Annotated in this window: 25 protein-coding genes; 11 read left to right on the forward strand and 14 right to left on the reverse strand. The window is 41.4% G+C overall.

Going from position 1 to position 26,039, the window contains the following annotated elements:
- Positions 1-8: 8 nt before the first annotated feature.
- Together LRQ06_RS13225 and LRQ06_RS13230 are read right to left on the reverse strand one after the other, a co-directional pair.
- Entirely contained in the window at positions 9-1,379 is a 1,371-nt protein-coding gene (locus LRQ06_RS13225; protein WP_232767039.1) for a carbohydrate porin, read from the reverse strand.
- 330 nt (positions 1,380-1,709) lie between these two features.
- On the reverse strand, positions 1,710-2,543 hold the full coding sequence (locus LRQ06_RS13230) for a helix-turn-helix domain-containing protein (protein ID WP_232767041.1): 834 nt from the start codon (positions 2,541-2,543) through the stop codon (positions 1,710-1,712).
- A 228-nt stretch (positions 2,544-2,771) separates the two neighbouring features.
- On the opposite strand from LRQ06_RS13230, the gene LRQ06_RS13235 reads away from it, so the two are divergent.
- The 5 genes from LRQ06_RS13235 (at position 2,772) to LRQ06_RS13255 (ending at position 8,880) form a co-directional block, all read left to right on the forward strand.
- On the forward strand, positions 2,772-3,911 hold the full coding sequence (locus LRQ06_RS13235; RefSeq protein WP_232767042.1) for an ornithine cyclodeaminase family protein: 1,140 nt from the start codon (positions 2,772-2,774) through the stop codon (positions 3,909-3,911).
- A gap of 40 nt (positions 3,912-3,951) precedes the next feature.
- Complete coding sequence (locus LRQ06_RS13240; protein WP_232767044.1) at positions 3,952-4,371, forward strand: RidA family protein; 420 nt, start codon at positions 3,952-3,954, stop codon at positions 4,369-4,371.
- 53 nt (positions 4,372-4,424) lie between these two features.
- Positions 4,425-5,717 carry an NAD(P)/FAD-dependent oxidoreductase gene (locus tag LRQ06_RS13245; RefSeq protein WP_232767046.1) on the forward strand — a complete coding sequence of 431 codons (1,293 nt, stop codon included), beginning with the start codon at positions 4,425-4,427 and terminating at the stop codon, positions 5,715-5,717.
- A 39-nt stretch (positions 5,718-5,756) separates the two neighbouring features.
- Complete coding sequence (locus LRQ06_RS13250) at positions 5,757-7,160, forward strand: APC family permease (RefSeq protein WP_232767047.1); 1,404 nt, start codon at positions 5,757-5,759, stop codon at positions 7,158-7,160.
- Positions 7,161-7,398: 238 nt separating this feature from the next.
- Positions 7,399-8,880, forward strand: coding sequence for a TrkH family potassium uptake protein (locus tag LRQ06_RS13255; protein ID WP_232767049.1), 1,482 nt, complete (start codon positions 7,399-7,401; stop codon positions 8,878-8,880).
- Between the two features lie 103 nt (positions 8,881-8,983).
- On the opposite strand, the gene LRQ06_RS13260 is transcribed toward LRQ06_RS13255, so the two are convergent.
- Entirely contained in the window at positions 8,984-9,133 is a 150-nt protein-coding gene (locus LRQ06_RS13260) for a hypothetical protein (protein WP_232767051.1), read from the reverse strand.
- A 216-nt stretch (positions 9,134-9,349) separates the two neighbouring features.
- On the reverse strand, positions 9,350-9,811 hold the full coding sequence (ohrR, locus tag LRQ06_RS13265) for a transcriptional regulator OhrR (protein ID WP_232767198.1): 462 nt from the start codon (positions 9,809-9,811) through the stop codon (positions 9,350-9,352).
- 126 nt (positions 9,812-9,937) lie between these two features.
- Here ohrR and ohr point away from each other — a divergent pair, with 126 nt between their 5' ends.
- On the forward strand, positions 9,938-10,360 hold the full coding sequence (gene ohr, locus LRQ06_RS13270; protein WP_232767053.1) for an organic hydroperoxide reductase Ohr: 423 nt from the start codon (positions 9,938-9,940) through the stop codon (positions 10,358-10,360).
- 67 nt (positions 10,361-10,427) lie between these two features.
- Here the strand turns inward: ohr and LRQ06_RS13275 are convergent, their stop codons facing one another.
- On the reverse strand, positions 10,428-10,850 hold the full coding sequence (locus LRQ06_RS13275) for an Hsp20/alpha crystallin family protein (RefSeq protein ID WP_232767054.1): 423 nt from the start codon (positions 10,848-10,850) through the stop codon (positions 10,428-10,430).
- Positions 10,851-11,224: 374 nt separating this feature from the next.
- Between LRQ06_RS13275 and LRQ06_RS13280 the strand changes: the two genes are divergently transcribed.
- From LRQ06_RS13280 to LRQ06_RS13295, 4 genes are all read left to right on the forward strand, one after another.
- The gene (locus tag LRQ06_RS13280) at positions 11,225-12,046 is read left to right on the forward strand and encodes a transporter substrate-binding domain-containing protein (RefSeq protein ID WP_232767055.1); all 822 of its coding nucleotides are present in this window, start codon (positions 11,225-11,227) and stop codon (positions 12,044-12,046) included.
- 175 nt (positions 12,047-12,221) lie between these two features.
- Positions 12,222-13,184: a glycosyltransferase family 2 protein gene (locus tag LRQ06_RS13285; RefSeq protein ID WP_232767057.1), complete on the forward strand. Its 963-nt coding sequence runs from the start codon at positions 12,222-12,224 to the stop codon at positions 13,182-13,184.
- Positions 13,159-13,578, forward strand: coding sequence for a GtrA family protein (locus LRQ06_RS13290; RefSeq protein WP_232767059.1), 420 nt, complete (start codon positions 13,159-13,161; stop codon positions 13,576-13,578). The genes LRQ06_RS13285 and LRQ06_RS13290 overlap by 26 nt, the downstream gene beginning before the upstream one ends.
- Positions 13,575-14,951 carry a GtrA family protein gene (locus tag LRQ06_RS13295; RefSeq protein ID WP_232767061.1) on the forward strand — a complete coding sequence of 459 codons (1,377 nt, stop codon included), beginning with the start codon at positions 13,575-13,577 and terminating at the stop codon, positions 14,949-14,951. The genes LRQ06_RS13290 and LRQ06_RS13295 overlap by 4 nt, the downstream gene beginning before the upstream one ends.
- 170 nt (positions 14,952-15,121) lie before the next feature.
- Here the strand turns inward: LRQ06_RS13295 and LRQ06_RS13300 are convergent, their stop codons facing one another.
- The 4 genes from LRQ06_RS13300 to LRQ06_RS13315 form a co-directional block, all read right to left on the reverse strand.
- Entirely contained in the window at positions 15,122-15,505 is a 384-nt protein-coding gene (locus tag LRQ06_RS13300) for a hypothetical protein (RefSeq protein ID WP_232767063.1), read from the reverse strand.
- Positions 15,506-15,626: 121 nt separating this feature from the next.
- Positions 15,627-16,229, reverse strand: a complete 603-nt coding sequence (locus LRQ06_RS13305; protein WP_232767065.1) for a PqiC family protein — start codon at positions 16,227-16,229, stop codon at positions 15,627-15,629.
- 9 nt (positions 16,230-16,238) lie between these two features.
- The gene (gene pqiB / locus LRQ06_RS13310; RefSeq protein WP_232767067.1) at positions 16,239-17,885 is read right to left on the reverse strand and encodes an intermembrane transport protein PqiB; all 1,647 of its coding nucleotides are present in this window, start codon (positions 17,883-17,885) and stop codon (positions 16,239-16,241) included.
- On the reverse strand, positions 17,869-19,137 hold the full coding sequence (locus LRQ06_RS13315; protein ID WP_232767072.1) for a PqiA/YebS family transporter subunit: 1,269 nt from the start codon (positions 19,135-19,137) through the stop codon (positions 17,869-17,871). Before LRQ06_RS13315 ends, pqiB begins: the two co-directional genes overlap by 17 nt.
- Positions 19,138-19,562: 425 nt before the next feature.
- Between LRQ06_RS13315 and LRQ06_RS13320 the strand changes: the two genes are divergently transcribed.
- Positions 19,563-20,954, forward strand: a complete 1,392-nt coding sequence (locus LRQ06_RS13320) for an ammonium transporter (RefSeq protein ID WP_232767074.1) — start codon at positions 19,563-19,565, stop codon at positions 20,952-20,954.
- 78 nt (positions 20,955-21,032) lie between these two features.
- Here the strand turns inward: LRQ06_RS13320 and LRQ06_RS13325 are convergent, their stop codons facing one another.
- From LRQ06_RS13325 to LRQ06_RS13345, 5 genes are all read right to left on the reverse strand, one after another.
- Positions 21,033-22,157, reverse strand: a complete 1,125-nt coding sequence (locus LRQ06_RS13325) for a M14 family metallopeptidase (RefSeq protein WP_232767075.1) — start codon at positions 22,155-22,157, stop codon at positions 21,033-21,035.
- Between the two features lie 79 nt (positions 22,158-22,236).
- Complete coding sequence (locus LRQ06_RS13330) at positions 22,237-23,019, reverse strand: slipin family protein (RefSeq protein ID WP_232767077.1); 783 nt, start codon at positions 23,017-23,019, stop codon at positions 22,237-22,239.
- Entirely contained in the window at positions 23,016-24,377 is a 1,362-nt protein-coding gene (locus tag LRQ06_RS13335) for an NfeD family protein (protein WP_232767079.1), read from the reverse strand. Before LRQ06_RS13335 ends, LRQ06_RS13330 begins: the two co-directional genes overlap by 4 nt.
- A gap of 103 nt (positions 24,378-24,480) precedes the next feature.
- Complete coding sequence (locus LRQ06_RS13340; protein WP_232767081.1) at positions 24,481-24,765, reverse strand: putative quinol monooxygenase; 285 nt, start codon at positions 24,763-24,765, stop codon at positions 24,481-24,483.
- Positions 24,766-24,892: 127 nt separating this feature from the next.
- Positions 24,893-25,870, reverse strand: a complete 978-nt coding sequence (locus tag LRQ06_RS13345; RefSeq protein ID WP_232767083.1) for a collagen-binding domain-containing protein — start codon at positions 25,868-25,870, stop codon at positions 24,893-24,895.
- Between the last annotated feature and the right edge of the window lie 169 nt (positions 25,871-26,039).

Below are 26,039 nucleotides of genomic sequence, written 5' to 3' on the forward strand. Positions count from 1 at the left end.
GGGCACATTTAGAACCAGGTTTCCATTTGCAGGGCAAAGACGGTTTCATTGTTGTTACCCATACCAACATCAGTACCGTTGATTGTATAACTATCATTAAGACTGGTATCCCAGTCTATGTAGCTGACCGCAAAACGCAGTTCTGGTCGGTCAAAAAATCCCGCCTTGGTATCCATTTTAAATGTTGGAGCAATGGTTGCTTTATAGAAGCTGCCGTCTGTTTTTACGCTGCCATTATTCAGGTCCATGTACTGATATGTCCCTTCGTAGACCATTTCAAAGTTTTGGTTGAATTCCTGGGCAAGACGTACATTCAATGATGACCAGACATAACGGTCATTTTTCTCATACATGTCATCGCTGTATTCGGCAAGCAGTGCCGGAGCTATGCGCCAGTTATCTGCAAACCGGGTGACACCGTAAGAATACAAACGAATAGCGTTCGCGTCTTTTCTCAGTTTTCCATCCGAACCGATATTTTTCACTTCAGCGCCTAAACCGTGACCATAGATGATTCCGGTTTTAGAGAAACCGTCTGACAGACCATAGAAGCTATCTGCATGATAGCCGATTAAGGTGTGAAAGCCGTTCTCTCCGATGTCATCATCACTTTCCTGATTATCTTTGGCTACGATTCCATTTAACATCACCTGCCACTTACCAATGTGGTTATTCATGGTAAGCGTGTAACTTTCAATATCTTCACTGGTATTGTTAACATCATTGAAGTCATGGCCATAAACTGAAAAGCTGGTTTTCCAGTCATCAGAAAGCTGAATATCATAAATCCCTGCCCCGGTACCAGCTAAGTAAACGATATCTGAATCAATAAAGTGGATGTCAAAGTTATCGCGATCAAAACGTTTACCAGCCCAAATGGACGCATTTTTCAAAGCACCATCAAACGATGCCAAATTAGAAAATTCCGCAAATACCTGACGAACGTTCAGATCACTGTCGTCGGCTGTCCATGGATTTTCTGATTCGACGCCATCCGCAATCATCAGTTTGTAGTAAGACTTTGTTCCATTATCTGCGACACGGTTATGGATTAAGTTGGCTTCGACATAGGTATCATCTTCTACACCCAGACGGCCAATATGTCCGCCCAAAGCGCCAACCGGACTCATCGTTGCACCGATATCTGTAGCACCATGCAGGTTTTGATCAATGGATAAACCACTACGGGCATAGCCGGTAAATTGAAAATCTGATGCAGACTTTTGAGCATCTGATGCCACTTTTTCCGTATTGGCCAGTCTTGCTTCCAGTTCATTGACACGGGCTTCTAAAGAATCAAGCTCGCTGTTAGCGCTGGCATATTGCAGAGGTAGCAGTGCGCAGCTTATAGATAGGGCAATTAGATGTTTCTTGTTCATGTTGTTCTCCAATAATAATAAATAATGATTATTTTTTTGCAAACGTTCCCATTCATTATTTAAAAAAAATCCGGATTAATTAGGTTTATTTGTAATAAAAATCTTCTAATTCCAGATTGGTAAATAATATATGTTATTTTTTATTGGGATCGTTCCCTAAACTTTAAGGAGTAAGAAATCAGTCACGGAAAAAGGGAAAAATTGTCTGAAAAGTGATACGAAGCTCTCTTTTTTAGAGTTGTGTTATTAGCAGAAATGAATAGTCAGGAGAGCTTTTTTGCATCAATTATGTGCATTTGCACCAGAGATGAGAGATGTAGAGTTGAGAGACTAGTAGCAATGGATTCGTTCCAGATAGGTGCTTTGCTTTACCTGATGTTGATATTCCATAGGTGTGGCATTGACCAGCTTCTTAAACTCTCTTAAAAAATGAGACTGATCGCTAAAACCCAGATCACAGGCTAAGTCAGAAAAGATAACCCGGTCACTATGGTTAATGTCGTAAATAGCTGATTGACAACGGATTGCCCGACTGAACCCTTTCGGTGTCAGGCCGACATCCTGTTTGAAAAGTCGCTGCAATGTACGAGTAGAGTAGCCGGAATATCTTTCCAGTTCTTTTATCTGAATATTGCCCTTTTGCTGACAGATTTTGGCAACAATTTGTGTTGTGAGTTTTGATGGTGATCTGGCGTCAATCTTTTTAAGAAAGGCATTGACTATATTAATTTGCTGAGAAAAGTTTTCAGCAGTAATGACTTGTTCGAAAAGGCTTTGAGTGTTCGGAATAAGATCCAGCATATTGTATTGTTTTTCAATCAGTTCTTCTGCATCGATTTCGAGGAAATCAGGAAAAACTCCGGGAACGAATCTGACCCCAAAATAGGGGTGATTTCTGTCAAATTCAATTTGCCGGGCCTGTAGTGTTGTGCCGCACACCATGGCAGATGGTTTGTCCGGATTGCAGTAAAAAATCAGGTCAACACATCCATCCGGAATTGCAATGGTCGGGCTTTCCGATTTATTTAATTCAAATCTGTAGAAATGGGAAACAACCGGATTTTCGACAGTTAAATTGGTTAAAAAGGTGTCCGCACTCAGAACAAACCAAGGCTGTTTTGAATGAATTCCGGAGATATTGTGACTGATACAATTCGCTGACATGACCAACTCCTTTGCTCATATACTGCTTTTTCTGCAAGCAAATCAAGTGCCAGAATTCATGTTTGTTTTTTTAGCATCGAATGTCGCAAAAATTCAATACGAACGATTAAACCCTTCATAGTATGAATTTACTGAAGCAATAAAGAAGAATATTTCTGGTTAGTATAAATTTGCTTGAATGATGGACCAATGACTCTTAAGTCAATGAACTATAAGGATATAGATACCATGTCGAATAGTACGAAGATTGATTTTATTTACCTTTCAGAGCAGGACATGATTAAAGCGGGTGTGACGAACATGCCTGAATGTGTCGATGCAATGGAAGAGATGTTCAGGTTACTTCATTCCGGTGATTACCGGATGGCAGGAGAAAATAATGATTCTCACGGTGCTATGGTGACATTTCCGGAAGAATCCCCATTTCCGACGATGCCTAAACCGACCGCAGATCGTCGTTTAATGGCAATGCCTGCTTATCTTGGTGGTGATTTTCAAACCTGTGGTGTTAAGTGGTACGGTTCAAACATCGCGAACCGGGAGAAAGGGCTTCCTCGTTCTATTCTGATGTTCATTCTGAATGATATTGATACAGGCGCACCGCTTGCTTACATGTCTGCGAATCTTCTTTCTGCTTACCGGACCGGTGCCGTGCCGGGGGTAGGGGCTCGCTATCTCGCTCGTAAAGACTCTAAAGTGATTGGCCTTCTTGGTCCCGGAGTGATGGGGAAAACAGCAGTTGCTGCATTTATGGCGGAGTGCCCGGATATCGATACGATTAAAGTGAAGGGCAGAGGTAAAACCAGTCTTGATAGTTTTATGACATGGGTAGCGGCCAGCTTTCCTCAGATAACCAAAGTGGAAGTGGTTGATTCAATAGAGGACGTTGTTCGTGGTTCTGACATCGTTACTTACTGTAATTCCGGTGAAACAGGGGATCCGTCAACGTATCCTGAAGTGAAACGTGAATGGGTAAAACCGGGGGCGTTCTTAGCAATGCCTGCCTATTGTCGTCTGGATGCAGGTATGGAACGTTCGGATGTTCGAAAAGTCCTTGATAACACAGGTCTTTATCAGGCCTGGTTTGAAGAAGTACCAAAGCCGGCTCATCAGTATATTCCAATTATCGGTGTGCGTTTTATGGATATGGTTGATGAAGGCAAAGTAACCATGAACGAGCTTGAAGACCTGGGTGAGATTGTGGCGGGTGTGTCGCCAGGACGCAAGAATGATGAGGAAATTGTCGTGATGTCAGTCGGTGGTATGCCGGTAGAAGATGTGGCATGGGGAACCAAAATTTACCGTAATGCGATTGATAAAGGGCTTGGTGTGACATTGAATTTATGGGAAACCCCTGAACTAAGTTGATTCAGTTAAAGGACAGTTATATCAGGGAAAGGGAAGAGAAATGACGCATATCATGAAAATTAAGTCTGGCTCTAAATTTGAAGAGATTGCCAGTTACTCCAGAGCAGTGGTCGTCGATAACTGGATTTTTGTTTCGAATACTGCCGGTCGTAACCCATTAACCGGGGAGATGCCCGACGATATTTTTGAGCAGACAGAACAAATTTTTATCAATATTGATCGGGCGTTAATCTCAGCCGGGTCATGTATGGCAGATGTGATTTCAGCAAAAGTTTTTATTCAGGACCCTTCTCATGTGTCGTCTGTTATGGAGTTTTTCGGGGGTAAGTTCAAGGATATTGATCCTGTGGTTACGGTGACTTGTCCTCCGCTGGGCTCAACCATTTATAAAGTTGAGATTGAAGTGACTGCATACCGGGGAGCTTCAAAACTCGATGCAGAAAGAATTCATATTTCTTAGTAATACATGTTGTGGCCGTCGGGCTCGGGTTTCACGGCCATTAGGGGATCTTTATGATAAAAACGCTTGAATATATTGATACACCGAATGAGTTACCTAAATCGACAAGTATTGTCATCATTGGTGGCGGAATTGTTGGGGTTAGTGCTGCATTGACACTGGCGGAACGTAACATACCGGTTGTATTAATTGAAAAAGGATTTATCGCCGCTGAACAGTCAGCCCGGAATCTGGGGTGGATCAGGAAAACCAATCGTCACCATGATGATATACCTTTGGCATTAGCTGCGGATAAGCTATGGGCTTCAATGTCAGAGCGGGTTGGTTGTGATGTGGATTACAAGCAAAGTGGCATTATGTTTCTTTCGTCGACAGAAGAATACAATGCGGTTCAGGAAGCCTGGCTAGAATCAGTAAAAGACCATAATCTTGACTCCAGACTTTTGTCATCAAAAGAAATCGATGACATGGTTCCCAGGGGGAAAGGTAGCTGGAAAGGTGGATTGTATACAAAATCCGATGGCAGAGCAGAACCTTCAATAGCCACCAGTGCAATGGCAAAAGCCGCAATCAAAAAAGGCGCAGTGATTGTTCAAAATTGTGCAGTCAGAACATTATCGAAATCCGGCGGAAAAGTAAGTGGTGTTATCACTGAAAAAGGTGAGATTCAATGCGATCAGGTATTACTGGCAAGTGGGGCCTGGTCGAGGCGCTTTCTGGGAAATCAGGGTATTTCAATTCCTGCTCTGCACTTGATTTGTTCTGTATTACGTACAAAACCAATGTCTGGTCCGACCGACATTTCTGTGGCAGGGCCGGATTTTTCTTTTCGTAAACATCTGGGTGGCGGGTTTGTCATTATGCAGAGAGGGGCAATTGAAGCGCCGTTGACTCTTGATCACTTGTTAATTGGACATCGTTATCTGAGCCAGTTAAAAGAGCAGGGAAGTGCATTACGTATTTCATTAGGGAAGCACTTTATAAAAGATTTAAGAGTTCCCCGGCGTTGGTCCGGTGAGTCTCCTTCATTTTTTGAAAATATCCGCATTATGGATCCAGAGCATAATCCTGCGTTAAATCAGGAAGCATTAACAAATTTGCGTAATGCCTGGCCAGAATTTAACAGTGCTCAGATTGACGAAGAATGGGCGGGGCTCATCGATGTCACACCAGATTCAAAACCAATCATAGACCATGTTGATAAATTGCAGGGGTTGACCATCGCAACCGGATTTTCCGGACATGGGTTCGGAACTGGTCCGGCAGCCGGTCATTTAGCCGCGGATCTGGTGAGTGGGGTGGCGCCGATTATTGATCCGTCACCTTACAGGTTAGGCCGCTTTTAGGATAGAAAGCGGGAAATTAGTGATATAAGGAAGAAAGCTATGAGTGAAATGATTGACTCAGGTAGTATCGGACATACTGAGGGACCAGAAACGAAAACCCCGGAGAGAAAACTGGGTTTACCGACAATGATGGGAATCTGCATAGGTTTGGTTATTGTTCAGGGGGCAATGATCTCAGCAATGCAGGGTATTGCCATTGGAGGCATGGGGTTTGTTGCGGCTATGGTGTCAGCATTAATCCTTGCTCAGTTTAATGCCATGAGTTTTGCCGAGCTGTCATTGATGTTTCCGAACGAGGGAACACTGGCGACTTATACTCAAAAAGCGATTGGCCACTTCCCGGCCATTCTGTCTGTTTTTGCCGGATATGTTGTTGTAGCTGTATTAGCTCTACCTGTTGAAATGGTATTGGTTGATGCCATGATTGATCAGTTATTACCTGGGCTAATACCGGATAAAGTGGTTCCGTTGGTTATATTGGCGGTGTTGTGTATCACAAATCTTATTGGGGCTGATGTATTTGCTCGTGTTCAGAATTTACTGGCTTTTGTTCTGGTCGCAGCATTAATATTGGTTGGATTAGGTGCTATTACCGGATTTGCTGAACCGCATCCACGCCTTACCGGAGCAACTGTTGACTGGAGTTTTACCGGTGTTTTTAATGGGAGTTTTGTTGGTCTCATTGCTCTGGCAATGTGGCTGATGGTTGGAGTTGAGTTTATCTGTCCGATGATTAATGCGGTAAAACAGCCGAAGAAAAATATTCCTAAGGCCATGCATTTTTCTCTGTTTATGATTTTTCTCATTTTTCTGGCTTTTGTTTACGGCGCCAGTTTATATATGAATGTTGATACATTATTGAAATCTCCCCTTCCATATCTGGATTATATCAAGGATGTATTTGGGAAAGCCGGTCTTTTGATGGCAACTGTGATGGCTCTTGCGGCTACATGCAGTACAATGAATACGATTTTGGCGTCCATTCCAAGGATGCTACATGGAATGGCGGTACAAGGGCAGGCTTTCCCTCAGCTTAAAGCGACAAATCGGTTTGGCGCACCATGGGTTGCGATGGTTCTGCTGGCGGTTGCTACCTCAATTCCTTATCTGATTGTTGATGTCGACTCTTTAATCGTATTGGTTATTGCGGCAACAACAAGCTGGCTTCTGGCTTATATGGTTGCTCATATTGACGTCATAGTACTGCGCAGACGTTATCCCAATATGCCACGACCTTACCGGACACCGTTTTACCCTGTTCCACAGATTTTGGGAATTGTTGCTATGGGATATATTGCACTGCATAACTCTCCTTCCCCGCAAATGACGACATTGGTTTACGGTATTACCGGTGGCATTTTGCTGGCGATTGGTCTGGTTACCGCAGTGTGGGTTAAATTCTTTATGAAAAAAGGGTTGTTTACACCTGATGTAGATAATTAGTATTTATTTTTCATAGTATTATATATATATGTGGGTCAGATGATTATCTGGCTCTTTTTTTATACATTAAGCATCTATCAAATTAGAGGCGCGAAATCTATAGATAAAACTAAAACTAAGGTTTACATCTTCATGTAAAGTCTGAAGAATAAGTGTTTGGTAAAGTTGGCGCAAACTTGTCGGGTTCATGGATTGTTTAGTTTAAATGAACCTGGTGCTGTCAGTTAAGGACTATTTTATGGCATTTGTTAATTCTGGGTTTCATACGAGTTCTCGTTTTAATACTGTCTTTCACATTTGTAGCTTTCTTACCATCATTTATAGTTTGACCATGTTGGTTCCAGTGCTGGTGTCGTGGTATTTTCGTGATGGCTACATTACACCGTTTATGTACAGTTTTGTTCTTTCTCTGGGGATAGGTGTTATTGGCTGGCGTTTGACGCAGGAGCAAACTCATTATTTGCAAAAGCGCGATGGGTTCATGGTTGCCTGTTTGTTTTGGCTTATTTTTTCCGCTCTCAGTGCTTTACCGTTTTATCTGGATGCCCGACTGAATTTAAGTCTGACCGATGCTGTATTTGAAGGAGTATCTGGCATTACTACTACGGGAGCTTCGATTTTTTCTGATATTGATAATCTTCCGAAATCGATTTTGTTTTATCGTGCTCAGCTTAATTTTCTGGGTGGGTTGGGGATTATCGTTCTGGCTGTTGCTGTGATGCCTTTCCTTGGTATTGGTGGTGCCAGACTTTATCAGGCAGAAATGCCCGGACCTATGAAAGAGGAAAAGTTAACGCCCAGGCTGGCCGATACTGCACGTAGCCTTTGGGGTATATACAGCTCACTGGCTTTGGGGGGAACACTTTTCTTTCACTTTGCAGGGATGAATTGGTTTGATGCAATATGTCACAGTCTTTCAACGGTATCGTTGGGTGGGTTTTCAACGCACAGTGACAGTATCGGTTATTATCACAGTCTGCCAATTGAATTTGTTGCGGGTGTCTTGTCTCTTTTTGCCGCTGTGAACTTTTCTCTGTATTACATTGCCATCACGAAGCGAACATTGAAACCCATTTGGTCAAATCCGGAGTTTAAGTTTTTTATTAGTATTTTGTCGATTGTCGTTGGGATCAGTGTTATTGAATTAGTCCGAAGTAAAATGTTTGGTGTTCAGGACTCATTAGTTCACGGTTTCTTTCAGGCAATATCTGTTATGACAGATAATGGACTGGGTTCAGCAAATTATCCTAACTGGCCGGATCAGGTTGTTATTTTGCTTCTGGGTGCCAGTTTTTTTGGTGGTTGTTTTGGTTCAACCTGTGGTGGGATTAAAGCGATGCGGTTTTTTTTACTGTACCGTCAGTCAAAACAGGAAGTGCATCAGTTAATACGAACCAATGCGATATATACAACAAAAGTCAGTGGTCAGGCTGTGTCAGACCGGGTTATGCGATCCGTTTGGGGGCTGTTTTTTATCTATATCTTTTTTAGTTGCATGTTTATATGGGGACTGGTTGCTCTCGGAGAAGATTTTGAAACGGCATTTGGAACCGTTGCTGCCTGTATTAATAATATGGGCATCGGATGGGGAACAACATCGTCTGGGTTTGAGCCGCTGCATAGTAGCGGTAAGTGGTTGATGTGTCTTGCGATGTTATTTGGCAGGCTGGAAATCTTCCCTATACTAATTATCTGCTCTCGGTCGTTCTGGGAGTTTTAAGTGGCTTACGGCAGTAGAAGTGTAACCCAAGCTTTTTGTGAGGAATAAAAAACAAGCCAGTAAATTATGAGAACTGACTTGTTTCTTTATCAATCAATAATGATCAATGTGAACTCATGATTTTTTCTGCGGCTTGTTTATAATTTAAGCCCGCTTTTCGTAATTTTTCTGAAGTTTTCAGTAAATTAGCATGAAGTTGAGTTAAACTCTCACGTACAGCTATCTGAGCTGATTTTTCATTTTCTTTGGACATGATAAAATTCCTAACGATAAATTAACCTACAGCCATTACCGTTAGCCAGACATGTCGTTGCTTTTCTAATAAAAAGACAATCTATTATTATATACGAATACTTTTCATGTTCGGTTAAATTATAACCACATTTGTATGCTTACACCAGAGTGTGGGTTATTTATGTGTCACAAATATGATAAAAATATGATGATATGGTTTCAGGTTTAATTCATATCAGTCCAGAGTAGTAAGGACCTTCTCACACAGTTCTTTTAATGCAATTAAATCTTTGGTATTTAATTGTAGTTTGCATACCATTGAATCAGGAACGGATCTTGCGTTCTCTTTTAACTGTTGTCCTTTCCCTGTCAGTAATAACACTCTGATTCGTTCATCATATTCACTTCGTTTCCGGTGAAGTAATTCTTTTGCTTCCAGCCTTTTTAACAGAGGCGTTAATGTTCCAGAGTCAAGGTGCAGTTTCTCGCCTAATTTTTTGACGCTGATGCCATCATCCTGCCACAACACCATCATAACCAGATACTGAACGTAGGTGAGATCCAGCTCTTTTAGTAATGGCCGATATGCACGAATGACAGCATTGGCGGCACTGTATAACGGAAAGCAAACCTGATTTTCCAGTAAAAGGGGTTGATCCGATTTGTTGTTTACTGTTTCTGTATTGCAGCTATTCATCATATTCTTCAGGCAATAAAAAAAATAAATTGTGCACAATATACTTGCATTTCATCTATAGATCGAATTAAAATTGCATAAAATTAAATAGTGTAAAATTAAATTGTGCAATATTAAGGTGAAATTATGAAAACAATATATCAGACAAAAGCAACCGCTCTGGCTGGTCGTAACGGTAAAGTTTCTTCAGATGATGGGCTATTGGCAGTAGATCTAACGTACCCTAAAGAATTAGGTGGTGCTGGTGGTGCTACCAATCCTGAGCAATTGTTTGCGGCAGGTTACTCTGCCTGTTTTTCCAATGCGATATTACATGTTGCACGGGAAGCAAAAGTATCGCTTAAATCTGCACCGGTTACTGCAGTTGTTGGTATTGGTTCTAATGATGATGGCGGTTTTGCTCTTAGCGTGAGTCTTGAAGCTGAGTTGGATTTACCTCAGGAACAAGCCATTGAAATGGTAAAAATGGCTCACCAGGTTTGTCCTTATTCAAATGCGGTTCGTGGAAATATCGAGGTTTCTGTTTCTGTTAACAATATTCAAATATAAAATGGTTTAAAGGTCGTCCAGGTAATAAATGGGGAAGATTTTATTTTCTTCCCCATCAATAGTAGGACTAGTTGATATCAATTTTCGTGCTACTTTCAGGTTTGTTGTCCAGTTTTGGAACCACGACTTCCAGTACACCGTCTAGGAATTCGGCATAGATTTCTTTTGGATCAATATAATCACTTAACGTGAAACTACGTACCATTTTCCCTTGAAAGCGTTCCTGATGGATAACTTTGTCTTCTTCTTTTGTTTCAACACATTTTGAAGTGTGAGCTTCAATAGTTAATACTCCGTTAGTACAGGTAACGGAAATATCTTCTTTTGCAACTCCGGGTAGATCCGCGATAATTTCAAACGCGGTTTCTTTTTCTACCACGTCAACACGTGGAGAGAAAGAATCATGTTCAAAGTTAGAGCGGACGGAAGGAAATGCATGATCAAATAAACGATAAAAATCTGACCATGAGTCTCTTGGTATTAAGCTCATATTGCCCTCCTGTTAATCTCTATCCAACTTACCACTATAAGTGTAGATCTCAGTCTGCAATTCGCTAACTGTTTATTGATAAAATTTGATCATTATCAATAGTCATTTTTGAGCATTAAATTTGTTTATATATCATGAAGTTAAAGTCATTTTAGTCTGAAGGTTGAGAGCGGGATGCACCAATGAAGAACGGTGAAAAATAGCCGGAAAACAATAAAAAATAGGTGGTAGGTATGAAATGGTATTACTTATAAAAATAATGTATTGAAATTTTGTTCGTTTTCTTTAATGATTCCCTTTACTTACCAAGTGAAAAGCAGCGTATAATTCTGCCGTTTTATTATTGAACACAACACAATGGATGTATTAATTAAATGATAATAAATAAATTTAAAAAAAATGTATGCTCGGTGTTAACCGCGACTTTATTTGCAAGTGGGTTACTTATATCGGCGAACGTTTCTGCAGACGAATCTACCGTTAGTCAGATTCTGAAATCGGGAGAGCTGAAATTTTGTTTTGAGGCAGGATACATTCCATTCGAAATGAGAAGTAAGGATGGACGGTATGTTGGTTTCGATATTGATATTGCTAAGCATATGGCTCGTTCTATCGATGTGAAGTTCGTCCCTGTCAATACGGCATGGGATGGAATTGTTCCGGCACTAAAAACAGGCAAGTGCGATTTCATTGGTGGAATGACGGTGACACCTAAACGTAATATGAGTGTAAACTTTGCAAATCCGTACATTCAGGTTGGTCAGACAGTTCTGATTTCTCCAAAACTTAAGGGAAAAATCAAAAGTTATCGTGATTTGAATAACCCTAAATACACCATTTCAACTCAAATGGGGACAACCGGAGCGGAAGCTGCCAAAAAATACCTGTCAAAAGCAAAAATCGACTTATATGACACTTCTGCTGATGCGGTACTTCAGGTAGCCAATGGTCAGGCTGATGCGTTTGTTTATGATTTGCCTTACAACGCAATGTATGAAGCACAACATAAAGGAAAGGTCGTTCATCTGGATGAGGCATTTACTTTTGAACCTCTTGGATGGGCAATTCGTCAGGGGGATCCGGATTTTCTTAATTTCCTGAATAATTATCTGCAGCAGATAAAGGGCGATGGGACTTACGATCGTATTTATAATAAATGGTTTAAATCCGATAAGTGGATTAGCCGGGTACAATAGCTGATTGGAAGCCAGAGTTATCTCTGGCTTTTCTATTTTTAGCTGTTGTATAAAGTATTTTTGAAGGTACCTGACTGGCTCAGCAATTATGGTATAAATTTCACCGTTGTCTGTTACTGTTCTTACATTGGGCTGTTAACGTGTAGATCCATTCAATTGTCACCGGACTGATGTTATGCGTAAAACGATTTCTGTTGTTATACCTTGTTTCAATGAAAGTGAAGTGATTGATTTTACCGTAGATAAATTACTTGCGGTTACTAATGGAATCAGCAGGTATCGGTTTGAACTTATTTTTGTTAATGATGGCAGTACCGATAAGACGGAAGAAAAATTATTAGCCTACAGTCGTCGTTACCACAATATACGAACCATTTCTTTCTCCCGTAACTTTGGTCATCAACCTGCGGTAAGTGCCGGACTTGATGCGAGCCGGGGAGATGCGGTTGTTCTAATCGATGCCGACTTACAGGACCCGCCTGAAATCATTGAAGATATGATTGATAAGTGGGAGAAAGGCTATGATGTTGTTTATGGTACCCGTTTATCTCGTGAAGGTGAGAGTATATTTAAGAAAGCGACGGCAAAACTTTTTTATCGTCTTTTGAATAAATTGTCGGAAGTATCGATTCCTCTCGATACAGGTGATTTTCGTCTGATGGACCGTCAGGTGGTCGATCAATTAACAGCGATGCCTGAAAAATCAAGGTTCATCAGAGGCATGGTGAGTTGGATTGGTTTTAACCAGACGTCGGTAGCCTATGAACGTTCTCCCCGTTTGGCAGGAGAATCTAAGTATCCGCTTCGAAAAATGCTTAAGTTTGCCTTTGATGGTATTCTTTCTTTTTCAGTAAAACCCCTGAAACTGTCTATTATGATGGGTTTTTTGTGCTCAGGGATCGCCTTTTTTATTCTCTTATATTCTGTTTATGTCCGTTTGATGACCGAACATTGGGTCTCTGGGTGGACTTCCTTATTAGTGTCGGTTTTGTTTATTGGTGGGGTTCAGCTAATCTCTATAGGGATTCTCGGAGAATATATTGCCAGAATTTATAATGAATCGAAGGGACGTCCTCTCTATATAGTGAAAAAAACAGATAAAAGGCAACAACGTGCAGAACATAGTCAAGCTGCTTAATGCTTATTTCAGTGCTGAGTTACTTCAGAAATTACGCTTCAGTGTTGTGGGTGTTATCAACACAGTTGTTGCTTATCTTAGTTTCGTTATCTTATTGTATTTACTAAAATATTATCTGATTGCCTCGGTACTGTCTTCTTTTATTGGTATGATGGTCAGTTTTATCCTTAACCGACGTTTTGTTTTTAGAGCCGCAGCAAGAAAAGGGCAGTTTATCCCATTTTGCGTTGTTAATCTGGTCTCCATTTCATGCAGTGCCGGAGCCGTGTATATATTTGTCGATGTATTAAATATTTATGTGTATTTAGCTCAGGCAATGTCAATTGGTGTTTCTATGGTGATTAATTATCTTGGTTATCGTGCCGTGTTTACTTATGGGATGGAGGTTAAATGACCGATTTAGTCCACCGTCTGCAAGGTGCTTATAGCCGGAATCAAAAATGGAATGTTGCCGGGTATTTTGTCGTTTTTCTCTGTATTGTCGTCACGTGTTTTAATATGCATATTGCTTTGCTTGAGACTGTTGCGCACGATGCATTACCATTTATGGAAAGTTATGCCGGAAAGTTTACGTCAGAGGGAAGGTGGATTAACTTTATTTTGTTTCCTTTATTGCGGCAAATACCTCAGTTGATTGCATTCCCATTGTGCAATGTCTTTGTTTTTATTTTTGGTTACCAGGTTATTAAACCTCTGATTCGTGAAAAGTGGCTGGTGGTTTGTTTCGCTCTGACTTTAGTTCATATTCCCTATTTTACGATGTTATTTAAGTGGCCAATGACATTGGTTGCCGGTATAGGATTATTAGCATTATTTGCCTGTTTGCGTGAAAAAATTTCGTTTACGGCAATGTTTCTGACATCGGGAATACTCCTATTTGCTACTTATCCTGCTTTTTATTTTCTAATACCTTTGATTTACATTGCTCGTTTGTCAGAGGGGAGTGCGAAACAGATAATTAAATTTGTTTGTATCTGGATCGCTGGTTATATACTTGGCTACGTCGTAGCGCAGTTAGCCGTGTATTGGTACACATTATTCATAGGTGGTCAGGGGCATTTTATTGAGTTCGCTGGCTGGAGAAAATCGACGCCCGTTCATAACCTCATCTCCCTGTTTGATAATATAGAAAAAAGTGCCGGAAATTTTGAGCGTAATGCTTTGTATCTTTCCAGATTAAGCCCATTATTTTTTATTCCGGTATTCCTGATTTTTTTGATCAATGTTAAACAGAAATTCAAATATCTTTTGGTTGTATTTTTCGTCATCTTTTCTATTTATGCCAGTGTCATTGCCCTTGGCGTTAAGGTTCCGCTTCGTTCCGGCATCACTCTTCCTATTGGTCTTATCATGATTGCTTTACTGACGCCGACATCACCGGGAAAAGTGTTGCTGATGATGACTCTTTTTATTCCTTTTTCGTATTCAACATATGGGTATAACTACGCTTACCATGAAAAGCGCGTCGTGTTGAGAGGTATTATTGAACCGGCCGACCCTAATGGTTATCTCAAAATGCCAGAACGGTTTAAAAAGGTGATTGTAAAAGTAGATGAGCAGAAAACCAGTCAGTATTTTTATCAGTTAACGAGATCAAAAGCGTTTAAAAATACGACGAATTTAAGAGAGCATTATATAAAACCCTACTTATATACCTATGGCTGGAAAGAAAATGAAATAGCTGTGGTGGATATTTCGGTTGCACATGTAACCGGTAAGGCCGATGTTGAAACAAAAGGGGATAATTTGTATTTAATTATCAATTAGCGGATTGCTCTGATGTAAAAATAAAGTTTGTGCTGGATGGATTTGTTAATAAAATTATTGATAACGTTCTATGGATGAAGACAATCGCTATCCTAGTACTGGAAAAGTTACGGACGATGCAGCGTATGTCAGATTTAGGTGCCCGGAAATGAGTGACCCTGTTGAGGTTATTATATTGATAAATTAATCATTGAACTGTCGCCATGTCTTAAGCCAGTAATCACATCCTCAATTTTTAAACGTTTGATTAAATCTCCTGTTGACTGATCACTCAATGAGATATAAGTCTGACCGTTCGAGTTACTTAGCTCAGCCTGTAGGTGGATTTTATGAAATTTTAACAGGTTGTTGAGATAAGAAACGGTGTTCATTTGTAAAAATGGATCATTGGGGTCTATAGTATCAGTCTGATCATTATGATTGTTCTGTAATTGTTCCGGTTTTTGTGGCATCTCTATTGTACTGGTGGTTGCCGGTTTATTTTGCTCGGTATGATGTGATTGGGCAGGAGCATGATGGGTACCAATCACTTGCTGTAACTGAGATATATTCACAATGACTCTCCTGTGAAATGTTTAATTTTTAATCGGCGGAAAGGCGTGGCGCTTAATCAGTTTTTTGATTTTTCGTGATATACGTCAAATTATTATCTGCAAAGAATAAATTTTTACATAATCATTCGACCTTTTTATGAAATGTTGATGAGATAAATCCTTCAATAACGGATTGATACCAAAGTTTGGAGAGGGTTTCCGTCATAGCAACGTAACCATCCTTTCCCATGTTCGCTGAATAGTGAAAGCGTTTTTGGTTGAGTAATTTGTTATCTTGTGACCATAACGTCCAATATCCGGCGATGCTGACGTGTCCCTTTTGGCTGGCATCGAACTTTTCTAATGAAATCGTAAGATAAGGCGCCGTAATCTGGTATTGGGAGGGGGCTATCCACTGAACATTGGGCAAACGGGTAGCCAGATATGTCAGCGTATTCTGTTCCAACTGAGTTTCAATGGACTCTGCCCACAGATGATGCGTTGCCTGATAAACCTGACCGTCCTGATTAACCAGAATAATGTTCTGCTTTTGCAGATAATTCGGAACGGATATGGATTTCAGCCTGTATACATCGCCATGCTTTTCTGATGTGGAATTTGAACTGACGTTCACGGGATAAGGAAGCAAATACTGTTTGATTTGCGCTTCATCGGGTGAAGAACAGGCGGTCAATAACAGGCCAAAGGCCAGAATGACGAGTCTATTTTTCAATGTTGGCATCATGAGTCTGTCCTACTTATTATTGGCATGGGGTTGTTTATCTTGTACCTCTGAACTGCCGAAAATCAACGAGTTGGGCTTTTGTTTTAATTGCTGAATCAGAGGTTGTAAATCTTCCAGATCCTGTTTAAGTATTTTCAGGGTTTGATCCAGACTTTGTCCAATTTCCCCTTGGGCCTGGTAATGCTGCAAGGTTTTGTTTAGTGAATTCAGAGAGTTCGATAATTCGGCAGGCAGAGCCTGAGTTTCTTTCTGTGCAAGCAGGGCATCGACTTTTCTGCTGATGCTGTGAATCGAATGAATGGCATCTGTTGCAGAGCGTAATGTGGTATTCAACTCTTTGACTGACTTATCAAGAGGCAGTTTTGATAACGTATCGAGCAGTGTTTCCACTTTGTGTTGCATGGAGGCAAGGCTGTCGTTGGTGGTTGGAAATACCGGATACCCCGCATAATGTTTCAGGTGGAAATGTTTGTTCGGTCCGGTAAAGGAAATAGAGACCAGTTTTGCACCCGTCAACAGATTACTGGTCGATAGGGTTGCACTGATTCCAACGCCGAAGGATTGTATGAACTTTTCTTGCCATTGGTTTAATGACAGAGCGGCATTTCTGAATTTACTGAACCTTTGAGGTTCGATGTTGATCAACACCGGAATATGCGAAATTTGCTCTTTTGACAGCGCATCTATCGTCATGCCACTAAAGGGGACTTCGGCTACGGTTCCGATGCGCAGTCCGTTAAACTCAACAGGAGCACCGGGTTCAAGTCCGGACATATTCCCTTTGAACAAAGCAATAAAACTCAGGTGCTGATCGTAACGATGGTTGATGGCATCCTCTTTCGTGCTGAATAGCTGAAATTCGGTCAGGTCTTTGACTGGTTTAGGCTGAACATTCGAAGACATTGACCCAAAACTGATACCGCCGGAGATAAAGGTTTCCAGAGAGTCGACTTTAACCTCCAGTCCTTTCGCCGATCCTTTGACGGAGAGACCGGGAGTCATCCAAAACTGGACGGTGTTATTGATTAATGAGTCATAGGGTGCTTTGATGAATAATTGATAAGTAATGGCACTTCTTTTTATGTCGAAGCCAACATTTTCAATATAGCCTACCTGATATCCTCTAAAGTGAACCGGCGCTCCGACATCAATCTTCGAATTATTTTTTGAGAACAGCCGGATACGGATTCCATGGTCATCGGATGTGGATAAGGGGGGTTGAGAGAGCATATCAAACGTTATTTGTCTTTTTCCATCCGTACTTGGCTGCATATTGATGTATGAGCCGGACATGATTGTACTTAAACCACTTATACCTTCTCGTCCCACTCTCGGTTTCTCAATCCAGAATTTGGTATTCTTGGTCAGGAGTTTTTCTGTTCCTTTTTTCATCTGAACAGTAATGATGGCATTTTCGTAATCTTCGCTTAGTTTGATTCCTGTTACTTCACCTAAATCTACATTGCGGGCTTTGACTTTTGTTTTTCCAGCTTCCAGCCCATCGGCATCGTGAGTTACAATCGTTATCTGGACACCCTGTTCAGCCCAGTTGGAATATAACATCCAGGCGGCGACGACCAGCGCAATGAATGGGACGAACCAAATCGTATTAAAATGAAATTTTTTTGTAGACTCTAAATTATTGTTCTGGGGCATCGTGTTTCTCCTGAACGTCCCAAATTAAGCGAGGATCAAAACTGAAAGCTGCCAGCATCGTGAGAATAACAACAAATGAAAAAGACAAAGCGGCTCTTCCGGGGATAATGTTCATCAATGTACCTAACTGGACTAAAGCTGCCAGTATGGCAACAACAAATACATCAACCATTGACCATTTACCCACAAATTCAGTAATGTGATAGATTTTTTGTTTTTTGGCGGGTGGAATATGCGTTTTGAATTTTGTATTCCAGCATAACCAGAATAACGACAGAATTTTTGCCAGAGGAACGATGATGCTCGCTGCCAGAATGACCAGCGCTACCGGATAAGAGTGCATTTCCCACAACAGAATAATTCCACCGATAATGGTTGAAGGTTCAGCCTGCCCTAAAAACGTGGTGATCATTATGGGGTATAAATTGGCCGGGATATATAAAATGGATGCTGCGCACAATAAAGCACAGGTTTTAGATAAGCTGTTTTTTTTTCTGCTATGGATAAGGTGATGGCACCTTGGGCAGCTTTTCTCGTTGTGAGGTACTAGTGCGCCACAGAACTGACAACCGGTTAACTGTTGTGACCGGGCAGTTCCGTGATGATATGTTATTTCTTCACTTTTCCCTTTCAATTGGTTCCAGAACCACCGTTTATCTACTAAAGACACAATCCGGATTAGCAAAAGAGCAAAACAACAGAATGCCCAGAATGAGTGTCCTAGCTCAATTTGAGCCAGACTTTGCAGTTTAACGATGGCGACTAAGGCACCCAATAAAAAAACATCGACCATCAGCCACGGCTTGAGACTTTCCAGTAAATGAACCATCCCGTATAGCCGTAATGGGAGCTGTTGATGGGATTTTATCATTAGCAGCAGAAGAATAACAAAGCAGAGATAAAGAAATGGGAAGACGATTAAGGGCAGGGTAACAATGATGCCAAGTAGTGGGTGATGCTCGACGGAAAGATTAACAATACATTCAATGAGAGAAATATGTCGTTCAACACCGTTCGATGCAAAACCCAGAAAAGAAAAACAGAATGACAATATGAACATAATGACGGCAATGGCACTGTTTAGCCATAACTGAAGAGCTAGCTGAGGATAGTGTGAGTATAAGAGATGCCCACATCGTTCACATCGCAGACGATATCCGGTTGGAATTTGAGGAATTTGATTTATCCAATCACATATTTCACAAGCCGTGCTGTTTTCTTCAAACCAATGTTTATTGGGGTGATGGCACACTCTGAAAGTCCTTTATGAATAGCAGTGATTAGCCAACAAAGTATAACTCTAAAGGTAAAAAATAGGTTAATTCTTTGAAAAACTTTCTATTGTCATAAATAAGACATTATTGGTGATGAATTAGTGCACAAGCTTACAATTGTGGCCTAAATTGGTGCATATTTGATGATTTAAGTAGGAGAATATTAATTAAATATCTTAAACTCATTACTTTTTGTATCGATTAAATATAAAAATAATTTTGTAACATACTGTAAAAGTATATTTTTTTAAAAATAATCATTAGCAATTTATTGCCAAAGCATGATTAAAATTTATTTATATTCAGTCTGGAATCAACTATGCATCCATTATATCTGCAAGGGAAAAATAAGATAAAAACAATTTGTAGAGACTATTGTTTGTTGATTATGAGGCTAATAGTGATGAAATTAATAACGAAAAGGATGTTGATCGCCAGTTTGCTTTGCTGGCCAGTACTTAGTTTTGCGGATGACCCGATCACGGCTGATACGGTTCAGAGCAATTTGAATTTTGTATGGACGCTGATTGCGGCTTTTTTGGTCTTCTTAATGCAAGCTGGCTTTGCCATGGTTGAAACCGGATTAACCAGAGCCAAAAATGCAGCCAATATCATGATGAAAAATATGATGGATTTCTGTATAGGTTCATTAGCATTTTGGGCTGTCGGTTTTGGCCTTATGTTTGGTGCCACTAATGGCCTTTTTGGTACATCTGATTTTTTCTTTAGTGGAGCAACCGGTGATGATCAGGCATGGAATTATGCTTTCTGGATGTTTCAGGTGGTTTTCTGTGCGACTGCTGCCACCATCATTTCTGGTGCCGTTGCAGAACGGACTAAATTCAGTGCTTATTTAATTTACTCGGTTTTTGTTTCAGCCATTATTTATCCGGTGTTTGGTAGCTGGGCCTGGGGTAGTTTGTATCATGGTCAGGGTTGGCTGGAAAATCTGGGTTTTATTGATTTTGCCGGTTCAACAGTGGTTCATTCGGTTGGTGGATGGCTGGCTTTGGCTGGTGCCATTGTAGTTGGCCCTCGTTTAGGCAAATACGATGCGAATGGTAAAAGTAAAGCGATTCCGGGTCATAATATTCCTCTGGCTTCACTGGGTGTGTTTCTCCTTTGGTTCGGATGGTACGGTTTTAACCCGGGCTCAACTACGACCGGGGATTCTTCTATTGCTTCTATTGCGGTTACAACAACCTTAGCAGCGGCAGCTGGCTCCGTTTCTTCTATGCTGTATACCTGGATTAAATTTGGTAAGAGCGATGTTGGTATGACGCTGAACGGCGCCTTAGCCGGTCTTGTCGGTATTACTGCAGGTTGTGCAAACGTATCGCCGATTTCGGCTGTTATCATTGGGGTTGTTGCCGGTATTTTAGTGGTCGTTTCTGTGTTGGCACTGGATAAAATGAAAATTGATGATCCGGTTGGTGCGGTTTCTGCTCATGGTGTTTGTGGTGCGTGGGGGACTCTGGCTGCGGGTATCTTCGATCAGGGAGGATTCTCACTTTCGGTTGTCGGCGTTCAGTTACTTGGTATTGTCGCCTGTTTTATCTGGGCATTCGGTACCGGTATGATTTTATTTAAGGCCATTGATGCTGTTATTGGTATGAGAGTATCCCGTGATGAAGAGCTGGCCGGTCTTGATTTCTCTGAGCATGGTGCAAATTCTTATCCGGATTTTCATACCGTGAGTGACGTAGCCGATTATCCTTCCAATTCAAAGCCGGGGGGTAAAACGGTGAAACGAGGTTCTACTGTCGCTGCGAAGGATTCGGCAGTGCAAATCTAATCTGTTTTGTTTCATTGTGAAAAAACCAGAACGATGATGTTCTGGTTTTTTGTTGTCATCATAAAGCCGGCGTTGCCTTTACAGATCGTCGGCAACGGCTCGTATGGCGGCCAGCACATCTTGTCCGAAGGCCACACTTCGTTCAGGAGACCATCCGTAGAATTCATTAGGATGGAGAATGTGATCTTTAAATGGCATCTCGATAGTGTTGGAGAGACAGTGAAATTGTTCGGCTACCCATTTGGACCCCACGGTCAAATTCGCCATTCCCGGTTCGTTTTTCGGGTAACCGTGCTGATCCTGAAATTCCGGTGTGATGGTCAGCAGAGCGTTTTTAAAGGCTGTTTCCAGATGGGCCATTTTTTCATCGTACGAAGGTACCCCTTCTGATCCAGCAATAAAGTTGTAGGGGATCGCTTCGTCTCCGTGAATATCAAGAAACATATCGACACCGGTTTCAAGCATTTTGGCCCGGACATAATATACTTCCGGGCTTTTTTCCGGTGAAGGTGCTTGCCATTCCCGGTTGAGGTTGACACCGACAGCATTGGTTCTCAGGTGTCCGCGTATGCTGCCATCCGGGTTCATGTTGGGAACAACATAAAATACCGCCTTATCGAGTAACGCCTGCGCAACGGTATCGGTATCGTCCAGCAGGCGTTGAAGCAAGCCTTCGGTAAACCATTCCGCCATGGTTTCACCTGGGTGCTGACGTGCGGTAATCCATATCCTTTTTTTGTCTTTATCCGGTTCACCAATGGTTAAAAGACTGATGTCGTTTCCATCCAGAGTTTGCCCCAGTGTTTCTAACTGACAGTCGTGATTCATCTGGGCCTGATGCAGTAGATCCTGATGACGTTCATAACTGTAAGGCGCAAAGTAAGCAAAATACATCGAGGAATATTCTGGTATGACGGAAAACGTCAGTGTGTCACCATCAAACGTTGCCGGTATGCGAAACCATTCTTCACGATCATAAGAGGCCACGACATCGTAGTTTTTCCAGCCGTCCGGGTAGGCCGAAGCTGATAAATTGAGAAGCTGAAATGAGTGGCGTTCCTGCGGGGTTGATTCCAGCCGGAAATAGAACCATTGCGCAAATTCGGACTGATTATCCGGTTTAATGGTTAACCGGATCGAGTCTTTGGATTGTGCATCCACCACCTGAATATTGCCACTTTCGAAATTGCTGAATATTTTCATGATATTGTGCCGTTAACGAATGATATTAACGACACATTAACAATAATTGTTTGTGTTTTAAAGGTGTCAGAAACCGGTATTATTCTGAGCGATCTTTATTGGCTTTAAATAATGAACTGATTAATTCTGTCGGCATAGGGAACAGAATGGTGGAGCTTTTTTCTCCGGCAATTTCGGTTAATGTCTGAAGATAACGAAGGAGAATGGCATTCGGTTCTTTTGCCAGTTGATTGGCTGCCTCAACCAGTTTTTCCGATGCCTCCATTTCACCGGCCGCGTGGATAACTTTGGCTCGGCGGACCCGTTCGGCTTCGGCTTGTTTGGCGATCGCCCGGATCATGGTTTCATTCAGATCGACATGTTTTATCTCGACGTTGGATACTTTGATTCCCCACCCATCGGTTCTGGCGTCCAGAACTGACTGGATATCGTCATTGAGCATTTCGCGGTTGGATAGCATTTCATCCAGATCATGCTGGCCCAGAACCGATCTCAAGGTTGTTTGCGCTAACTGAGAAGTGGCCTGAAAATAATCTTCAACATTGATGATCGATTTTTGAGGATCGAGAACCCGGAAGTAGATAACGGCATTGACTCTGACGGAGACGTTATCCCGGCTGATGACATCCTGACTGGGTACGTCCATCACCACGGTACGCAGATCGACTTTGACGATTTGCTGAACAAACGGAATCACAATGATCAATCCCGGTCCCTTTACGGCCTGAAAACGGCCAAGAAAGAAAATTACACCTCGTTGATATTCACGCAGAATTCGGATCATGCTGAATGCAATCGCAATGAGCAGGACAGTGCTCAGAAACGGCGTAAGCATTCCGCTGGAAAGTATTAATTCTATCATTTTCCCTCACTCCCAGTTCGCTTGCGAACGTGTAAAGTCAGACCATTCACCGCATCAATGATCACCATGTCCCCTTTATGCAGGGGGCGATCACAGGTTGCGGCCCATCGTTCACCCCGGATTAGCACAAACCCCTGAACAGAAAAACTGTCGTCGACCTGAGCTTCAGAGCCAATAAGAGCTTCAATTCCACTGACAATTTTTTTGTGTCTGATACGCCAGAGGGTTTTCAGAACGAAAAGGATGAAAGCGCCAGACATAACAGCAATGGAATAAATCAGGTTCATTGAAATTTTTAACTCCGGCAGATCCGTATCCATCAGGAATACGGATCCCAGAGTGAAGGCGATGATTCCGCCAATACCGAGTAAACCGAAACTGGGAATCATGGCTTCAGCAGCCAGTAACGCAATACCAACGAGAATGAGCCCTAAACCAACATAATTGACCGGCAATAGCTGAAAAGCATACAAGGCGACCAGTAATGCAATGGCTCCGGTGATGCCGGCAATACCAAAACTGGGGCTGTAAAATTCTAAAATCAGTCCGTAAATGCCAATCATCATCAAGATATAAGCGATGTTGGGATTCGTGATGGTGGTCAGGAATTGATTGCGCCAGTCGGGTGGGGCGGTTTTCAGCGTGACGTTATTGAAATCCATCCTGTGCGATTTATCATTCATTATAATGGACTTATTATGTAAGCTTTTGAGCATCGCCTCCGGAGAGTCGGCAATAAGATTAATAACGTTGTTTTCTAACGCCTCATTGGCTGACAAGGTGGCCGCTTCCCGGACGGCTTTTTCTGCCCATTCGGCATTTCGCCCTCTTAACTGTGCCAATGATCGAATATAAGCAATGGAGTCATTTAGGACTTTTTTTTCCATTGCGCTGGGTGACTTATTGTCGCTTTCTTTTTCCTGCTTTTGTTCACCGGTCGTTCCACCGATTTGTACTGGCGTTGCTGCACCCAGAGTCGTTGCCGGTGCCATGGCTGCAATATTGCAGGCATAGAGAATGTAGGTACCGGCACTTGCTGCACGTGCTCCCTGGGGGTAAACAAGACAAAGAACAGGAATTTCAGAGGCAAGAATTTGCTGATTAATTTTACGAAGACTGGAGACCAGCCCTCCCGGCGTGTCCAGTGTAATTATAATTGCAGGCGTATTTGGCTGATTGTTGAAATACCGGATTTCATTGATGACATAGTCACCTACAGCTGGTCCGATAGCACCACTGATATTCAGTACCGGGACTGTCCTGGGTAACACATTGTCAGGTTTCATTGTGTCGGCAGCAGGCAGATCCGTTATTACAATGAGACAGCCAAGTACTATCCCGATTATCCAACGATACATCTGACTTTCCACTATGACATATAGTCAGAGTATAGTTCATGTCGGTATGATTTGTTTTTCTTATATACTCCGGAACGTATTGGTCAGAAGAAATAAAAGGGAGTTACGCCGAGATATTAACCGTTTCAAATGTGAGTGATTCATGAAATTGTTCATGAAAAGCAATAAACTCTTTGGTGTATGACTGTTCACAGTGCCATTCATGTGCTTCTTTTGACTTCCAGCATTCAATGAAGATCAGTTTATTTGGATCATCTGTACAGGTAAAAAAATCGTAAGAAATACAGCCGTCTTCTGCCCTGGTACTTTTCTGCGCATCTGGCGCTTTAGCCAGAATTTTTTCAAGACTGTTTGGCTTTAATTTTATAGTGATAACAAATTTATACATGATGAATTCCTTGTCCTGATATCTGTTTCCTGATAATTCAATCAACGCATTAATCTAAAGACCAGTTCCGTTTCCGATTGCTCTGACTATTGACTATATGGAACCATGAACTGGGAACCGGTTCCTGTCAGTCAGTAACACTAATATTTATATTATTTTTCAAAGCGGGCTTTATATTACGTCGTACTTTAAGCGCTAACAATCCCAGGCCTAAGAATATTACCGTCGGGGGCTCAGGAACCTTTGTTGGGAAATGCCCCTCAAAAGAATGCAAATGAACTTCACCATGTTGAGTAAAACGGTTTACTACTACTGAGCCTTCAATAGGCGTCCAGTTTGTCAGGTGGGCATATGGGGCAAGTAAACTCCCGTTGAGTAGTTTCGTTAGGTTGATTGTTTTTGCTTCGTAAAAATTCCAAATGATTTTTTCGCGTAAGGCGTTACTTAATATTTCACCCACGGCATTAGCATAAAATGTTGAATCGTTAATTTCAGTTCCGGAAACATTAATAATGATCGCTGCAGGTGATTCTTCGTTCAGATTTACATCGTATTGTTGAATATTCTTATTTCCAAAAAAATCCGAATTTGAAATATTAAATACAGCAATATCACTGTTAATACTTCCAATGTCGAATGAGGCAATGCTGCAGCAAACAAAGGGAGCTGTTAATGTGGAATTAGAGTTTAAACTACTTAAATAAGCTGAAAAAGATGTGAGTTCTGATTGTTCCTGGGAAAAATTGTGGCCGGATGTCGCGTTTATTAATGAGCCACCACCATTTAAATTAACCGTACCGTTGGTATGGCCTCCAACCAAGACATTTTGGCCGTTGTTGATGTTCACTGTTGTTCCGGCTTTAAGATTTCCACCTATTGTCAATGCGTTTTCACTTTTATTTTTAGTTGAAAGCTTTGTTCCATAGTTGGATGCTGAACCACCCAGATTGCCGCCGACAAATGTTTTTCCCTCGACTTCGCTGGTCGAATTAAGATTATCAAAAACAATAAGATTGTAATTTCTTATTAGTTTGATTGGGGAAGCTACAGTATGAAAACTAACCAAACAAAAGGTCAGCATTAATACGAATTGACATGTCTTCAATTCTCTTTCCTTCTTATTATTAATTTATATTTTTATCACTTAACCAATAGGTTAATAGTATACATTTAATGTGATATTAGTTCCATGGGTGTCTGTAAATCAGCTAATTTGTTCTGTCGTAAAACAATGTTAAGTGAATGGTTTTTTATATATTATTAATTAGTTGTTT

The organism is Vibrio salinus (assembly GCF_021272385.1).
Lineage (GTDB): Bacteria > Pseudomonadota > Gammaproteobacteria > Enterobacterales > Vibrionaceae > Vibrio > Vibrio salinus.

Excerpts from the sequence above, each read along its gene's own strand:
- LRQ06_RS13225 (WP_232767039.1), bottom strand. The coding sequence starts at position 1,379 with ATGAACAAGAAACATCTAATTGCCCTATCTATAAGCTGCGCACTGCTA.
- LRQ06_RS13230 (WP_232767041.1), bottom strand. The coding sequence starts at position 2,543 with ATGTCAGCGAATTGTATCAGTCACAATATCTCCGGAATTCATTCAAAA.
- LRQ06_RS13235 (WP_232767042.1), top strand. The coding sequence starts at position 2,772 with ATGTCGAATAGTACGAAGATTGATTTTATTTACCTTTCAGAGCAGGAC.
- LRQ06_RS13240 (WP_232767044.1), top strand. The coding sequence starts at position 3,952 with ATGACGCATATCATGAAAATTAAGTCTGGCTCTAAATTTGAAGAGATT.
- LRQ06_RS13245 (WP_232767046.1), top strand. The coding sequence starts at position 4,425 with ATGATAAAAACGCTTGAATATATTGATACACCGAATGAGTTACCTAAA.
- LRQ06_RS13250 (WP_232767047.1), top strand. The coding sequence starts at position 5,757 with ATGAGTGAAATGATTGACTCAGGTAGTATCGGACATACTGAGGGACCA.
- LRQ06_RS13255 (WP_232767049.1), top strand. The coding sequence starts at position 7,399 with ATGGCATTTGTTAATTCTGGGTTTCATACGAGTTCTCGTTTTAATACT.
- LRQ06_RS13260 (WP_232767051.1), bottom strand. The coding sequence starts at position 9,133 with ATGTCCAAAGAAAATGAAAAATCAGCTCAGATAGCTGTACGTGAGAGT.
- ohrR (WP_232767198.1), bottom strand. The coding sequence starts at position 9,811 with ATGAATAGCTGCAATACAGAAACAGTAAACAACAAATCGGATCAACCC.
- ohr (WP_232767053.1), top strand. The coding sequence starts at position 9,938 with ATGAAAACAATATATCAGACAAAAGCAACCGCTCTGGCTGGTCGTAAC.
- LRQ06_RS13275 (WP_232767054.1), bottom strand. The coding sequence starts at position 10,850 with ATGAGCTTAATACCAAGAGACTCATGGTCAGATTTTTATCGTTTATTT.
- LRQ06_RS13280 (WP_232767055.1), top strand. The coding sequence starts at position 11,225 with ATGATAATAAATAAATTTAAAAAAAATGTATGCTCGGTGTTAACCGCG.
- LRQ06_RS13285 (WP_232767057.1), top strand. The coding sequence starts at position 12,222 with ATGCGTAAAACGATTTCTGTTGTTATACCTTGTTTCAATGAAAGTGAA.
- LRQ06_RS13295 (WP_232767061.1), top strand. The coding sequence starts at position 13,575 with ATGACCGATTTAGTCCACCGTCTGCAAGGTGCTTATAGCCGGAATCAA.
- LRQ06_RS13305 (WP_232767065.1), bottom strand. The coding sequence starts at position 16,229 with ATGATGCCAACATTGAAAAATAGACTCGTCATTCTGGCCTTTGGCCTG.
- pqiB (WP_232767067.1), bottom strand. The coding sequence starts at position 17,885 with ATGCCCCAGAACAATAATTTAGAGTCTACAAAAAAATTTCATTTTAAT.
- LRQ06_RS13320 (WP_232767074.1), top strand. The coding sequence starts at position 19,563 with ATGAAATTAATAACGAAAAGGATGTTGATCGCCAGTTTGCTTTGCTGG.
- LRQ06_RS13325 (WP_232767075.1), bottom strand. The coding sequence starts at position 22,157 with ATGAAAATATTCAGCAATTTCGAAAGTGGCAATATTCAGGTGGTGGAT.
- LRQ06_RS13330 (WP_232767077.1), bottom strand. The coding sequence starts at position 23,019 with ATGATAGAATTAATACTTTCCAGCGGAATGCTTACGCCGTTTCTGAGC.
- LRQ06_RS13335 (WP_232767079.1), bottom strand. The coding sequence starts at position 24,377 with ATGTATCGTTGGATAATCGGGATAGTACTTGGCTGTCTCATTGTAATA.
- LRQ06_RS13340 (WP_232767081.1), bottom strand. The coding sequence starts at position 24,765 with ATGTATAAATTTGTTATCACTATAAAATTAAAGCCAAACAGTCTTGAA.